This is a genomic window from Sorangium sp. So ce834 (assembly GCF_051521425.1).
GTDB classification, from domain to species: Bacteria; Myxococcota_A; Polyangia; order Polyangiales; family Polyangiaceae; genus Sorangium; species Sorangium cellulosum_D.
The window spans coordinates 181,038-195,786 of sequence record NZ_CP150351.1; the positions used below are offsets into that span (position 1 = coordinate 181,038).

Annotated in this window: 10 protein-coding genes; 4 read left to right on the forward strand and 6 right to left on the reverse strand. The window is 71.5% G+C overall.

Translation table 11 applies throughout. From position 1 onward, the window contains the following. Window positions 1-128: 128 nt before the first annotated feature. The 4 genes from WMF20_RS00655 to WMF20_RS00670 all read right to left on the reverse strand — a co-directional run bounded on the left by WMF20_RS00655 (window position 129) and on the right by WMF20_RS00670 (window position 8,239). Window positions 129-1,265, reverse strand: coding sequence for a hypothetical protein (locus WMF20_RS00655; protein WP_129572479.1), 1,137 nt, complete (start codon window positions 1,263-1,265; stop codon window positions 129-131). A gap of 439 nt (window positions 1,266-1,704) precedes the next feature. Beyond that, on the reverse strand, window positions 1,705-2,118 hold the full coding sequence (locus WMF20_RS00660; protein WP_129572480.1) for a PilZ domain-containing protein: 414 nt from the start codon (window positions 2,116-2,118) through the stop codon (window positions 1,705-1,707). Between the two features lie 155 nt (window positions 2,119-2,273). Further along, the gene (locus tag WMF20_RS00665; protein ID WP_437609747.1) at window positions 2,274-6,389 is read right to left on the reverse strand and encodes a DUF3344 domain-containing protein; all 4,116 of its coding nucleotides are present in this window, start codon (window positions 6,387-6,389) and stop codon (window positions 2,274-2,276) included. After that, window positions 6,386-8,239: an OmpA family protein gene (locus WMF20_RS00670; RefSeq protein ID WP_437609749.1), complete on the reverse strand. Its 1,854-nt coding sequence runs from the start codon at window positions 8,237-8,239 to the stop codon at window positions 6,386-6,388. The genes WMF20_RS00665 and WMF20_RS00670 overlap by 4 nt, the downstream gene beginning before the upstream one ends. A 527-nt stretch (window positions 8,240-8,766) precedes the next feature. On the opposite strand from WMF20_RS00670, the gene WMF20_RS00675 reads away from it, so the two are divergent. From WMF20_RS00675 to WMF20_RS00690, 4 genes are all read left to right on the forward strand, one after another. After that, complete coding sequence (locus WMF20_RS00675; RefSeq protein ID WP_437609751.1) at window positions 8,767-9,282, forward strand: hypothetical protein; 516 nt, start codon at window positions 8,767-8,769, stop codon at window positions 9,280-9,282. A gap of 230 nt (window positions 9,283-9,512) precedes the next feature. Further along, complete coding sequence (locus tag WMF20_RS00680; protein ID WP_437609753.1) at window positions 9,513-10,556, forward strand: alpha/beta hydrolase family esterase; 1,044 nt, start codon at window positions 9,513-9,515, stop codon at window positions 10,554-10,556. Window positions 10,557-10,823: 267 nt separating this feature from the next. Further along, window positions 10,824-11,852, forward strand: a complete 1,029-nt coding sequence (locus tag WMF20_RS00685; protein WP_437609755.1) for a DUF3237 domain-containing protein — start codon at window positions 10,824-10,826, stop codon at window positions 11,850-11,852. Window positions 11,853-12,086: 234 nt separating this feature from the next. Then, window positions 12,087-13,301: a cytochrome P450 gene (locus tag WMF20_RS00690; RefSeq protein WP_437609757.1), complete on the forward strand. Its 1,215-nt coding sequence runs from the start codon at window positions 12,087-12,089 to the stop codon at window positions 13,299-13,301. A gap of 132 nt (window positions 13,302-13,433) precedes the next feature. On the opposite strand, the gene WMF20_RS00695 is transcribed toward WMF20_RS00690, so the two are convergent. Both WMF20_RS00695 and WMF20_RS00700 read right to left on the reverse strand, forming a co-directional pair. Then, window positions 13,434-13,706, reverse strand: a complete 273-nt coding sequence (locus WMF20_RS00695) for a hypothetical protein (RefSeq protein ID WP_437609760.1) — start codon at window positions 13,704-13,706, stop codon at window positions 13,434-13,436. 78 nt (window positions 13,707-13,784) lie between these two features. After that, complete coding sequence (locus WMF20_RS00700) at window positions 13,785-14,747, reverse strand: hypothetical protein (protein WP_437609762.1); 963 nt, start codon at window positions 14,745-14,747, stop codon at window positions 13,785-13,787. Between the last annotated feature and the right edge of the window lie 2 nt (window positions 14,748-14,749).

Sequence of the window (14,749 nt, forward strand, 5' to 3'; positions counted from 1 at the left end):
GTACCTCCGATCTGGGTCGGGTTCCACACCGGCGTCGTCGCGGCCTCCGCCCATCGGCGGCCGCGCTCCGAGCCAGGTGTGGCTGCATGAATGCAAGCGCCGCGCGCCCGGCCGGCCGGCGCGCGCGCTCAACGGCCGAGGGCGAGGAGGAGCTTCAGAGAGCCCAGGATTTCCTCGTTGGTCAGAGCGCAGTGGCCGTAGCGGTGGACCGGGATAGGGACCACGACGCCGCGATCCGAGGTGTCGACCTTGAGCAGGTAAAGCGGCTCGTGCCAATAGGGGACGATCGGATCCAGGGTGGTGTGGAGCGTCACCAGCGGGAGCGACACGTCGCCGGTGGTCTCGTGCTCGGCGACGTTCCGGAGCGCGCGCGGCGAGGCGGCGAAGCGCTCGACCCGCAGGTTGAGCAAGAGATCGTTGTGCGAGCCGACGTAGAGGCGCCCGCGGTTGTCGTAGGGGTTTCCCCCGAGCTGCTCGACCGCGTCGTTCGTGGCGAAGATGTTGAACTCGAGCACGCTAACGATGGTCGTCGCGATGGTCTCCGGGTCGCCCGGGTCGAAGGCCGCCTTCGCGGTGCGGACGAGCTGCTTGGCCGCGCCGGGGTTCGCGGCGATGGCGGCCTGCACCCGCGGCAGGTAGACGGTGAACCAGCCGGCGATCACCTCCGGTGGAATCTCGATGGCGCTGCCGGGGATCACGCCGGGAAAGAAGTAGTCGAAGAGCGCCCGGAAATCGCCGAAGTAGTTGAGCTGCTCCCGGAAGCTGCCGATGGGCCCGCACATGGCCAGCCCGCCGCTGTACAGCTCCGGATACCGCTCGAGCGAGAGCGTCGTGACGAGTCCGCCTTCGGAGACGCCGAACAGGTACGTGTGCGCCGGAAGCGCCCTCGCGCGGAACGCCTCGACGAGCTGCCGGACGTCCTCGACGCCCGGGAGGATTGCGAGCCCGTTTCGCCGATAGCTCGTCGTCGCGAAGGCGAAACCGCGGCTCAGCGCGGCCTCCTGCGGGTTGAACCCCTCGGGGAACGAGAAGCTGTAGAAGTCGAGGGGCTGGAGAGGGGAGACATATCCGTGCGCCCACACGAGGAGGTCGCCGTTCCATCCGCGACGGGGAATGCAGAGGCGGATGCGCGCGCGGCTCGGGAGGACCTCGTCGGTGCAGCCCTCGGGCGCCGGGCCCAGCACCTGCGCCTCGGCCGGGGCGGCGACGGCGCAGAGCAGCGCCGCCGCCGCGATCGCTCGCGCGAATCGAAGGAACGTTTGCATGGTCGACTCCGTTGCTGCGCCGCTCGACTGCGGGGCTCGCGCGGCGGTGTGCGGATGCTCGCCTGTTGCGCGATGGCCATGGTAGCCGTGGTCTCCAGCGAGTCAATGCTCGCGTGCTCGCGTGCTCGCGTGCTCGCGTTGAAGATGGCTTATCGCTCCTGCCGCGCAGTTGTGTGGTGAACGCTCGCGCCGCCCGTCGTGAGTGCAGGACGGGCATGTTGCGTGGCGGTCGCTCGAGAGCGGAGCGAGGCCGAGAAGCCTATTCGACCGAGGGTATGGCCCGTTCCCGGCGGAATACGGGTCGTGACACACCTCGCCGGGCGGCGCGCTCGTCGCACGTGCCGGCGGGGGCGCCGGCCAGCCGCTCGAGGTGCTCCCAAGCGCCCCGCAGGCGGCCGTCGCGCGAGGGGCGATGCCGGCCCGCTCGCCTGCGCGCCGATCAGCTGAGCGCGATCATCGCGGCCGTCGCCGCGTAGTCGACGCGTTGCGCGCGGTACGGGTAGGTCGGCGGGAAGCGCTCGAGCGCCGTGCGGAGGCGGCGGGTCGACGCGCCGTCGAGCGGGTCGAAGCGCAGGCCCACGGCGCGGCCCGGGTCCCCCTCGCGCCGGCCGTGCAGGGTGCGCGCGATCGTCGCCGTCGCGTCGATCCAGACGTCCGTGTCCGGGATCCGGAACGAGACGATCACCGGCTCGCCCGTGAGCGCGCGGGCGCTCGTCAGCACGAGCATGCCGTCGATGGACAGGTCGATCGCCCGAGTCCCGAGCAGCCGGAAGCCCCGCTCGCGCACGGCATGGCACTCCACGATCGCGGCGCGGCGCGTGACGCGGCGCTCGCTGGCGAGCAGCATCTCCATGGTCGTTCTCCTCAGCGCGGTACGCTACGGAGGAACGCTACAGGTGAGCAAGAAAACTACATGAGAGGGCCCCGCGCCGCGGCGGGGATGAGAGGGCCCCGCGCCGCGGCGGGGATGAGAGGGCCCCGCGCCGCGGCGGGGCCCTCTCGCTATCGCTAGCGGCCCGTGCGGCGCCGGCGCAGGGCCAGGCCGGCGAGGGCGGCGAGCATGGGCAGGAGCGCAGCCGCGCTCCGGGCGTTGCCCGCGGGCCCGGGCCGCGCGGTGCAGAGGCCGTTGCCCTCGGCGAAGATGCCGGTCGGATCGTTCGCCTCGGCGGGCCCGCAGGTGCCCGGCGCGCTGTCGGTCGAGCTGCACACCTCGTCGGACGGGCAGCTGTTGCCGTCGGCGCCGCGGCAGCCGTCCACGCAGGCATGATCCACGCAGATCGACCCGCTCGTCGGGCCGCCGCAGTCGCTGTCCTGCCTGCACGTCTCGACCAGATCGTCGTCCCCGTTGTTGGGGTCGGTCTCGCCAGGGTCGATGGCGCCGTTGTGGTTCGCGTCCTCCACGCCGTCGGGCACGCCGCCGTCGTCCGTGTCCGGATCGAGCGGGTTCGTGGTCGTCGTCGGGTCGGCGTCCGGGATGCAGGTCTCCGCGGCCGGGTCGGTCGCCGCGTCGGAGCAGTCGAGCCCGAGCTCGGTGCCGTCGAACAGCCCGTCGTTGTCGCTGTCGGGGTCGAGCGCGTTGATCAGCCCGTCGCCGTCGTGGTCGTCGCTGAAGTTCGGCTCGGCGCCGTCGAGCACGCCGTCGTCGTCGCTGTCCGCGTCGTTCGGGTCGGTTCCGATCTCCTCCTCGAGCGCGTCGATCAGCCCGTCGCCGTCGGTGTCCGCCGGCATCCCGTCGTCGTCGCCGTTGTTGGGATCGGTCTCGCCCGGGTCGATGGCGCCGTTGAGGTTCACGTCCTCCTGGCCGTCGGGCACGCCGCCGTCGTCCGTGTCCGCGTCGAGCGGGTCGGTCTTCGTCGCGCCGTTGTCCGCGTCAGGGCGGCAGTGGCCCGCGGCCGCGTTCGTGCCCTCGCCGTCGCAGCCCAGCCCGAGCTCGGTGCCGTCGAACAGCCCGTCGTTGTCGCTGTCCACGTCGAGCACGTTGATGAGCCCGTCGCCGTCGGTGTCCTCACCGGGGCGCGGCTCCTGCCCGTCGGGCACGCCGTCGTCGTCGCTGTCGGCGTCGTCCGGATCGCTCCCGATCATCTCCTCCACCGCGTCGGGCAGCCCGTCGCCGTCGCGATCGTCCGCCACGGCGTCGTCGGCGCCGTTGTTCGGATCGGTCTCGCCCGCGTCGATGGCGCCGTTGTGGTTCGCGTCCTCCACGCCGTCGGGCACGCCGCCGTCGTCCGTGTCCGGATCGAGCGGGTTCGTGGTCGTCGTCGGGTCGGCGTCCGCGATGCAGTTGCCCGCCTCGGGGTCGGTGGCCTCGAGGCCGCAGGGCAGGCCGAGCTCGGTGCCGTCGAACAGCCCGTCGCCGTCGCTGTCGGGGTCGAGCGCGTTGATGAGCCCGTCGCCGTCGTGATCGTCGCGGAAGTTCGGCTCGTCGCCGTCGATCACGCCGTCGTCGTCGCTGTCCGCGTCGTTCGGGTCGGTGCCGATCTCGGTCTCGAGCGCGTCGCTCAGCCCGTCGCCGTCGGTGTCGACCATCGGCAGGTCGTCGCGGCCGTCGTTCGGGTCGGTCTCGTCCGCGTCGACCACGCCGTTGCGGTTGATGTCCTCGTTTCCGTCGGTCACGCCGCCGTCGTCGGTGTCCGCGTCGAGCGGCGAGGTCTTGGTCGCCCCCTCGTCCGCGTCGGCGATGCAGTGGCCCGCTTCCGTGTTGGTGGCCGGGTTGTCGCAGCCCAGCCCGAGCTCGGTGCCGTCGAACAGCCCGTCGTTGTCGCTGTCGACGTCGAGCGCGTTGATGAGGCCGTCGCCGTCGGTGTCGTCGCTGAAGTTCGGCTCGTCGCCGTCGAGCACGCCGTCGTCGTCGCTGTCGGCGTCGTTCGGATCGGTCCCGATCGTCTCCTCCAGCTCGTCGCTCAGCCCGTCGCCGTCCGAGTCCACCGGCGGCACGTCGTCGTCGCCGTTGTTCGGATCGGTCTCGCCCTCGTCGACGACGCCGTCGAGGTCGACGTCCTCGTTCCCGTCGGACACGCCGCCGTCGTCGCTGTCGGCGTCGAGCGGGTCGGTCTTCGTCGCCCCCGCGTCCCCGTCGGCGCGGCAGTGGCCCGCGGCCGCGTTGGTGGCCGGGTTGTCGCAGGGCAGGCCGAGCTCGGTGCCGTCGTAGAGCCCGTCGTTGTCGCTGTCGGGGTCGAGCGCGTTGATGAGGCCGTCGCCGTCGGTGTCCTCGTTCCAGCGCGGCTCCTGCCCGTCGGGCACGCCGTCGTCGTCGCTGTCGGCGTCGTTCGGGTCGGTGCCGGCCTCGACCTCGTCGGGATCCTCGATCCCGTCGTTGTCCGAGTCGCAGCCGTTGTTGAGCACGCCGTCGCAGTCGTTGTCGATCGAGTCGCCGCAGACCTCGGCGCCCGTGGGCTCGCAGACGCAGGTGTTGCCCTCGGGATCGCACGTCGGGGTGAGCGTCCCGCAGTGCGCGTCGGTGAGGCACTCGACGCACGTGTTGGGCGTCCCCGCCGTCTCGCAGTACGGCGTCGGCGCGGCGCACTGCGCGTTCGTCTCGCACTCGTCGACGACGCTCTCGGTCGGCGGCACGCCGTCGGTCGGCCCGTTGCCGTCGGTCGGCGTCTCCTCGGCCGGCGCGCCCTGCTGCCCGGCCGCGCTGACGATCGCCTGGTTGCGGATGAGGCCCGAGGCGCCGGCGTCGACCCTCACCTGGAAGGTGACCGTCGACGACCCGGTGGCGGCGGGGAGCGAGCCCCCCGTCGCGCCGTTCGCGCCGGTGCCGAGCCGCACGCGGACCGTGCGCGTCGCGGCGTCGTACTCGCCCTGGTCGTCGCCGGCCGCGTCCGTCTTCGCGCCCATGTTGGCGCCCGCCGTGACCGAGAGCGACCCCGGCACGTACGTCACGCCCGCGGGCAGCGGATCGGTCAGCACGGTGTTGACCGACGCGTCGTTGCCGGTGTTGACGACCTGGATCGTGTACCGGATCACGTCACCCGGGAGCAGCAGCCCGCCGTTCACGTCGACGGCCGACTTCGTGGAGGACGTGAAGTCCGGCTTGAACGTCGAGATCGACGTGACGAAGCCGGCGAGGAAATACAGGTCCATGGTGCTCGACGCCACGATGGGCGCCGAGGTCAGGCCCGGGGTCACCATATCCCTGATGTTGAAGACGTCGATGTCCATGCCGGCCATGGTCCCGGGGGTCCCCGCCAGCCGGGGGAGGTCGCCCTCGTTCGACACCGGCACGCCGAAGTAGGACCGCGTGCCATTGAAGAAGTTGTCGACGGGGTTCTGATCGTTGGCGAGCGCCACCCCGTTGAAGAGGAACGCGTCTCCGGGGATGGACTGGTCCCCCTCGAACGTGACCATGCCGATCTTCGCGTCATAGCCCGCGTTCGGCACCACGAACCCCGACAAGGTGGCGGTCGTGCTCGTCCCGCTGGCCACCGTGTCGAGCCCGTCGAAGAGCGCGAGGTTGCGCGGCGGCTCGGAGGCGAGCTCGTAGAACACGACCAGCCACCACCCGGCGAAGTGGTTGTCGAAAAGGTTGTTCGTGAAGCTCGCGGTGTTGACGCCGCTTACCCGGTACGCGCCGGACCCGTGCGCCTGCACGATCGGGGTGATGTCCGCGACCGACTGGTAGTAGAGGCGATTCGAGCTGACTCTCTCGACGCTGTCATCGGCCGTCACCTCCTCGGAGAAGCCGCTCGCGCCGGGCCGCTCCAGGGTGATGGCCTCGTCCGCGGTCCCGGCGCCCGCGACGGGCCCGAGGTGCGCGGACCAGTACAGGTACGCGTGGGTGACCGTCGCGCCGGCCGGCACCTGGAGCACCGCCGTGGTGCGCGCCTGGGCGGCGGTGATGCTGCTGCTCGCCTCCGCACCGCCCTCCGCGGGCGAGTCGGCGCGCCAGAAGATGTCGGGCGCGCTGTCGCCGGTGTTGCTCCCGCACGGGCCGACGTCGCCCAGCACGGGCGGCTCGATGCCGTCGCCGCCGCACTCGTAGCCGAGCGTGTTCCCGATCAGGACGAAGTCGCCCCGCTGATCGACCTGCACGCGCAGCGCGGGCGCCGCGTGCGCTGCGCCGCTCTGCCCGCCCATCCAGGCGAGCCCGACAAGACCACCTATGAAATAACGTCGCTTCACGGCGCCTCCTGCTGCTGCTTCGGCTTCTTCTCGAGGATCTTGAACTGCACGCGGCGGTTCTTCTGGCGTCCCTCTTCGGTGTCGTTCTCCGCGATCGGGACGTCAGGCCCGTAGCCCTTCGACGCCAGCCGCTCGGCCTCGATGCCGCGCTGGACCAGCGCCTTCGTGACCGACTCGGCCCTCGCCTGGCTGAGCCGGATATTGTACGCGCGTCCGCCGCGCGGATCTGTGTGCCCCTGCACCTCGATCTTGGTGATCTCCGGGTGCTCCTTCAGCACACCCGCGACCTCGTCGAGGAGCTCGTCGCTCGCCTTCTTGATGGTCGCCTTGCCGGTGTCGAACTGCACCTGCTGCAGGATGACGATCTCCTGCTCGGTGACGCGCACCGCCACGGGGCAGCCGTTCTTCGCCGGATCCGGATCGGGCTTGCCCCTCTCGTCCGGGCAGGCGTCCTTGTCGTCGCGCACCGTGTCGCCGTCGCGATCGCCGGGGCAGCCGTTCGTCGCCGGATCCGAGGTGCGGAGCCCGGGGATGTCGGGGCAGGCGTCCTCCGCGTCGATCACACCGTCGCCGTCCTTGTCGGGCGGCGGCGGGCAGCCGTGCTTCTTCGGGTCCTCGTTGCTCGGGCCGGCCTCGTCCGGGCACGCGTCGACGTCGTCGGTGATGCCGTCCTTGTCGCGGTCCCCGGGCGGCGGGCAGCCGTGCTTCTTCGGGTCGTCGTTCGCGATGCCGGGCGTGTCCGGGCACGCGTCGACGCGGTCGAGGATGCCGTCCTCGTCGCGATCCGACGGCGGGCAGCCGTTCCTCTTGGGATCGGGGTCGCCGACGCCGGGCACGTCCGGGCAGGCGTCGTTCTCGTTGAGGATGCCGTCCTTGTCGCGGTCGGGGTCCTCGCGCCGGACCTCGGGCGAGTACGCGAGCATCGCGACCGCGCGGAAGTCCGGGGTGCCGATGCCCGACGTGAAGCCGGGGCCGGCCGCGACGCCGATCTCGAAGTCGCGGACCGCCGGCGCGAAGCGGTAGCGTACCCCGAGCAGCGCCTCGACGTTCGTGTTGCGCGCCTCCGGCTTTTCCAGCACCGTCGACACGGTCACCTCGGGCCCGATCTGGAGCTGCTCCTCGGGCAGCAGCAGCAGGCCGACGCCCGCGCCGCCGTTGAACATCAGGCCCTGCCGCACCTGCGCGAACGTCTGCGCCGGGCGCAGATCGACGCCAGCCGCGGCCGACCAGACGAAGCCCGGGACCCGGCCGCCGGCGATGAGCTGGGGCATGCCGCGCACCGAGTCCTCGCCCACGAACGAGCCTTCGCCGCCGCCGGTCGGGAACCAGATGAAGCCGCCGACGGCGAGCTGGAACGGGTCGAAGTAGTCGCCGAGCAGGCGGAGGCGCAGCCCGACCCGGAGGTCGCCGATCTGCGCGCCGCTCGGCGAGGCGAACGAGAGCCCCTCGGCTGCCGGGCTATCCCCCTCCTGCAGCACGGCGAGCGGCACGTCGACGTTCACGTGCAGCCGGTCCCAGAGCGAGAGCGAGCCGTTCAGGTGCAGGAACAGCTGGTGCCCCACGATGGCGCCGAGGTGGTCGTCGCTGCCCTCGCGCGTGAGCACGAGCGGGTTGTGAGCGTAGTCGCCGAGCAGGGCGAGGTGGAGCGTGGGGCTGCCGTCCTGGCGCGGCGAGGCCGCGTACGGCGACGACACGCTGAACATCCGGTCGCCGGCGGGCGCTGGGTTGAAGCGGTTGAGCGCGAGGCCGCGCGCCGGTCCCGCCTCCTGAGCGGACGCTGGCGCGGCCCACGCCGCCGCCGCTAGTGCGGCGGCGCCGCAGATCCATCGAGGGGGGAAATGGACTCTCATGCGCAGGATCACCTATGGGTGCATGGGGCGAGCGGCCGTCGACTGCACCGGCGCGCAGGCACGTTGGGGGAAACACCGCGTCCTCGACGAGGAGGAGCGGCCAGCTGCTTCGAATCCCGGGCCGTCTTATATTCTCCGCCGGCCGTCATCGGTGGACTTTTCGATGGGCGGCCGGCCAAATTCGCATCGGCCTCGACAGGTCGGCACCTGCTGCGACCCGGGCTTCGCAGCGACGTCGCTGCCGGGCCTATGCAAGCGTTGTGCACGCCTCTCCGCGCGCGGCGCCGGCGAGCTCCGGCGACTTTGGGCCTCATGGCGGCTCCGCGGCGGGGCGATAGAGGTCTACAGACATCAGCGCTGCGGCCCAGGTGCATCGGGGGGGCGCCGTGAAGCCACGCCGTCATCGGGTCGCGCTGTCGCCCGCACTGGCATCGATGCTCGGTGGCGTGACGGGCTCGAGGGGACGGCGCGCCGGCGCAGGCGTGCTTCTCTCACGGTCGCGGCTGCCCCTCTGCTACGCCGCTTTCGTGGAGCCGCACCCATTTCGCCAGCCGGCGGAGCGCCCCACGGCGCCTTTCGACGAGCCGCGCCTCGGCAAGCTCCGCGCCGTTCACGCCGTGCACCGGCGCTACGCGCTGTTCCACGCGGGGCGCGGCGCGCTGCTCCTGACGTTCACGAGCATCTTCGGCGCATTCATCGCCGGCTGGCAAGGCTTTTTGCGGTCGCTCCCGTTCGGGCTGGCGGGCTCTTCCGTGCTCGCGGCCTGGGCGCTGCGCCGCCGGGGCCTGCGGATCGCGCTTCACGATCACGGCATCGTGGTGGATCGCCGGCAGGGCCGTGACGTCACGGTGTTCGACGGCGTGGACGAGGTGTGGCTCGACCGGACCTCGACGCCGCTCGGGGCCGTCGGAGGCCAGACCGTGTTCCCCTGGCGGAAGGTGCGCCTCGACCGCGTCCCGCGCCCGACCGTGTTTGCCAAGCTGGCGGTCGAGCGCGCCCCGCGCGTGGAGCGCGACGAGGTCTGGGCGGCGTGGACCGGGTGAGGGGGCGACGGGCGGAGGTGATCGACGTCGCGCGCGCGGCGGGGCTCGTTCGAAGCCGACGCTCGCCCGGATCGCCCAGCCCACGCGCGCGGGCGTGACGTCTCGCATCGGGGCATAGGCGAGTATGCCTATGCCTCGCGCCAGAGCGCTCGGGTACGACGTCGTTGCGGTCACCCGCATCGGGTGATGCGGCGGCGCACGGTGATCTCGGGACAGGGAGGCGAGGGCGAATGGAAACGCTTCGTAATTGGGGCGCGATCGCTCCAGGGCTCGTCGCGCTCGCGGCGTTCGCGGCGCTGGCCTGCTCCAGCCAAGGAGATGGGACGACCGAGGCCGGCGGCAGCGCCGGAGGGCTGGCCGGGCCTGGCACCAGCGGCTCCGGCGCCACCGGTGGCTCGTCGGCGACGGGCGGCTCGTCGGCGACGGACGGCTCATCGGGGGTGACCGGTGGCGTCGGCGGCAGCGGCGGGCGCCCCTCCTCGGGGGATGCTGGCGCGGGCGGCATGGGCGCCGGCTCTGGCTCGGGCGGTTCCGGGGGCGAGGCGCAGAGCGCGGGGTGCGGCAGCGCGACGGCGCCGAAGAGCGGCCGCTTCAGCATCGATGTCGGGGGCGCGACGCGCGAGTACATCCTCGCCGTACCGGACGGCTACGATTCGAACCGTGCTTACCGGCTGATCTTCACCTGGCACCCCCGCGGCGGCTCGGCCGAGCAGGTCGCGACGGGGTTCGGCGGCGGCTACTACGGCCTCCAGAGCCGCGCCGCCGGCTCGGCGATCTTCGTCTCGCCCGAGGGCATCGACCAGGGCTGGGCGAACACGGGGGGCCGCGACATCGCGTTCCTCCGCGCCATGCTCGACCGCCTCCGCGCCGAGCTCTGCATCGACGAGAGCAGGATCTTTTCGACGGGGTTCAGCTACGGCGGCATGATGTCCTACGCGATCGGCTGCGCGATGGGCGACGTCTTCCGTGCCATCGCCCCCATGTCCGGCGCGCTTTACAGCGGTTGCGACAACGGCGACCACCCTGTGGCCATGTGGGGCTCCCACGGCGACGCCGACAACGTGGTTCCGCTCGACAATGGTCGGACGGCTCGCGATGTCTTCCTCGAGCGAAACGGCTGCGATCAGCAGACCAAGCCGGTCGACCCGAGCCCCTGCGTCAGCTACGAGGGCTGCGACGCGGGCTACCCCGTCGTCTGGTGTGAGTTCAGCGGCGGCCACGCCATGCCGAGCAATTCCGGTGAGTCGATCTGGCGCTTCTTTTCGCAGTTCTGAGCCAGAGCTCGCCCGAACGACATGCTCTTGCCTGGATAGGTGGATCGGATGATGGAGATCGCGAATCTCTCAACGAAGCTCTTGCTGATTGGAATCCTTGGCATCTGCGCTGGGGGGTGTGGTCAGTCCAACGAAGAGGACAGCGCAGGAACGGCGAGCAGCGGCTCTGGGGGCGCGGCGCCGAGCGGTCCTGGAGGAACGACGAGCACCGGTGATGGCGCCGGCACGGGCGGCGCAGGTGGCGGAATCGCCGGGACCGGTGGAGCCATGGAGACCGTTGGCAGCGGCGGCACCGGCGGGATGGTCGGCAACGGCGGCGGCGGCGGCAGCGGCGGCGGCGGCGAGGCGACGATCGTCCCCGATCCATCGTGGACATGCGGTATGCCCGACGGCATTCCGCTCCCCACGCGCGGCAAGCTCGTCTTTCGGGCGACGCTCCAGCTCGGCGAGACCCACGATGTCGGGACCACCCAGTTCGGACACCGTCGCCTCCTCGACGTGAAGGGGGGCACGCTCGAGGGCGACAAGATCCAGGCCACGTTCCTCACGGGCGGCATGGACCTCGAGCTCACGCTGTCGAACGGATCCGTCGAGCTCGAGGAGATCAACATCCTGAAGGCGAGCGACGGCTCCCTCATCTATCTGCGGAGCTGCGGCGTCGCCCCCGCCGGCGATTCGGTCGTCCGGATCGTCCCCGATTTCGAGGTGGCGCAGTCGAGCGCGCTCGCGTGGCTCAACACCGGGAAGTTTGCGGGCACCCGTGTCGTCGACGCCGAGGCGGGCACGCTCCAGCTCGACGTCTATGACATCTCCGAGGTGGCCGCCGCAGAGCCGAAGATCCAGCTCAAGGATCCCGACGGCGTCCCCCATCAATCGTGGGAGTGCTCGACGGCGACCGGGGCGAGGGGCTCGAGCGTGTTCACCGAGTCCGTCACGCTCGGCTCATCCATTTCTGTCGGCGCGAGCAAGCGCGGCACGCGCAACATCATTCCCATCACCGGGGGCACCGTCACCGGTGGAATGCTGCTCAGCGGCCTCTCGGGCTCGGTGCTCCCCGGAGGCGCGGACTACCAGCTCATCGGATCGAGCACGGTCCTGGACGCCAGGTACGCGCTGTCCTCGAGGGACGGCGAGGTCATCGTGGTGAGGAACTGTGGACCGTTCGGCGCGCTCGTGCCGGTCTTCGAGACGCGTGCGGACGGCCCTTACGCGATCCTCAACACGAAGTCGTACGTGAGCTCCGACCCGGGGGGTGCGGCGGGTGGGGTGAGCCTCACCTTCTACGAACGCAAATAGAGCAGCGCCGGAAGGTGCGGCTCGGCAGCCCGACGTCGCGGACGAACCGCGCCCGCAGGTGCGCCGGGGACACCCTCTCCGGCGCGGCGGGGCGCGGGTCGGCGGCCGGGTCGCGCAGGGCCTCGAGGGCGCGGGCGACGCGTCTTCGAGCGCGCCATCCCCTCGCAACATCCCCTAGCATCGTCTCTCCGCGGGCGGCAGCTCCCGGCGGCCTACACGACGGAGGTCCTGGCGATGAACTTGTTTCCGGACGAGGTGCGGCGCGATCCCTATCCCTTGTACGAGCGGATGCGGAGCAGCTCTCCCCTGCTCCACATCGCCCCGTTCGATCTCTGGATGATCTTCGATTACGAGGGGGTGAAGCGGGCGCTGACGGACCACGACGCGTTCAGCTCCGCCGTGACGCCCCCGACCGGCAAGGCCCCGGAGTGGATCGTCTTCTCCGACCCGCCGCGTCACACGAAGCTCCGCGGGATCGTCCAGCGGGCCTTCACGCCGCGATCCATCGCGGGCCTCGAGCCGCGCATCCGCGAGCTGTCGCGCGAGCTCCTGGATCAGCGGATCGAGCACGGGACGATGGACCTCGCGGCGGACTATGCGGGCCCGCTGCCCACGATGGTGATCGCCGAGATGATCGGCATTCCCGCCGAGGACCGGGCGCGTTTCATGCGCTGGAGCGAGGCGATCGTGAACCTCAGCCACACCCTCTCGGGGGGCGAGGCGGCGGCCAGGGTCGTGAGCGAGCACGCCGCGGTCAAGGAGGAGATGAAGGCCTATGTCGCGGACCTGCTCGAGGCGCGCCGGAGGGCGCCGGAGGACGACCTCTTGACCCGCCTGGTCGAGGCCGAGGTGGACGGCGAGCGGCTGAGCGAGGACGATCTCCTGAGCTTCTTCCAGTTCCTTCTCGCGGCGGGCACCGAGACGACCACGAACCTGATCGACAACGCGATCCTGTGCTTGCTCGAGAGCCCGGCGGAGCTGGCCCGCGTCCGGGCGGCGCCCGATCTCGTGTCATCGGCGATCGAGGAGGTCCTGCGCTATCGCTCGCCGCTCCAGATGGTGTTCCGCGAGACGAGGCGCGCCGTCGAGGTGCATGGCCAGGTGGTCCCGGCCGGGAAGCTGGTGCTGCCCGTGATCGGCTCCGCGAACCGAGATCCTCAGCAATTCCGCGACCCTGGCCGGTTCGACGTCGCGCGCGACCCCAACCCGCACGTCGGGTTCGGGCACGGCATCCACTTCTGCATCGGGGCGTCGCTGGCGCGCCTGGAGGCCCGGATCGCGCTGCCGGATCTCCTCACGCGGCTGAGGGGCCTGGAGCTTGCGAGCAAGGAGCCGTGGGAGCCGCGCAAGGCGCTCATCGTGCACGGCCCGACGCGCCTGCCGGTCTGCTTCGAGCCGGGGAGTCGCGCCGGGGGGCGCGAGGCGGGGGCGCACGCGGCCAGTCCATGAGGGAGTCCGCGAGGGGGTCCCCGCGGTGGCCGGAGAGTTGCGCAACGAGTCGAGTCCCTGCGGCGCTGCTGCCGCACGTCGACAGGCGTGGAGGCGCTTCGGCGCGGCCGCGAGGTCGTGGGCCGGCAGGGCTCAGCTCAGCCCGTCGAGCACCTCGGCGAGCGACCCGGCGACGATGGCCCGCTCAAGCCACCGCTCCAGCGTGTCCGGATCCTTCTCGGCCAGGATGCGCTCCCGCGCGACGTCTGGCACAGCGATGCCGCGAACCCGGAGCGCGGTCAGAACGGCACGTGCCGCCTCCTCGGCGCGCCCTTCGTTGAGGCCTTCCCTGTGGCCTTCCGTTCGCGCCTCGGCCCGAAGCTTTTGCTCGTACTCCTTAACCCACGCCCGGATTTCTGCGCTCACCTCGTCCTCCTCGTCGATCGCTGGCTCCTGGGTGCGCCAGCCGAGCTCGATGGCGGCGAGCAGCCGCAGCAGCGTCGCTCAGCTCAGCCCGTCGAGCACCTCGGCGAGAGATGCGGCGACGATGGCCCGCTCAAGCCACCGCTCCAGCGTGTCCGGATCCTTCTCGGCCAGGATGCGCTCCCGCGCGATGTCCGGCACAGCGATGCCGCGAACCCGGAGCGCGGTCAGAACGGCACGTGCCGCCTCCTCGGCGCGCCCTTCGTTGCGCCCTTCGTTGCGCCCTTCGTTGAGGCCTTCCCTGTGGCCTTCCGTTCGCGCCTCGGCCCGAAGCTTCTGCTCGTACTCCTTGACCCACGCCCGGATCTCTGCGCTCACCTCGTCCTCCTCGTCGATCGCCGGCTCCTTGGTTCCGAGCCGGAAGTGTATCAGCAACGGCGTGGCGATGCTCTTCTCCCAGGCATCGTCCGGCAGCGCCGCGAGATCGGCCAGCGCCTCGCGCAGGACGCGGCCTGAGCCGAGCAGCCGCAGCATCAGCGTCGCGCGCGTCCGGGGCAGCTCCGCGAGCACCACCACCCGCGTCACGAGGCCGGGCACGGCGTGGTAGACGCCCGGTTGCGCCGGCTCGCAGCGGTAGGCGTCGAGCACGGTCTCAGGACGGCCCGGGCTGATGACGACCAGCGCAGGGAACGCCACCGGCGGCTGCGGCGGCGCGTCGGCGTCCTCCTCCGGCACGACGGCGCCGGCAGCGGCGCGGGCGCGGCGTTCGAGCTCGTGATGCCACGTGAGCTGCTTGCGCAGACACCGCCGGACCTGACGGAGGCTCGGCGTGCCGTGGAACGGCTCGAACAGGCTTGGCTCCGCCGCGAGCTCGCCGAGCAGGCCCATCCTGGCGCGCTCGGCCTCGCGCGCCGGATCAGGCACGCTGAAGACGTCGATCTTCTGGGTCGCCGCCAGGACCTCGACCTCGGTCTCCGCCGCCGAGACGAGGCTGAGCCCGTCGCGCAGCAAGCTCTTCGCGAACTGGTCAGAGCGGTTGTGCATCG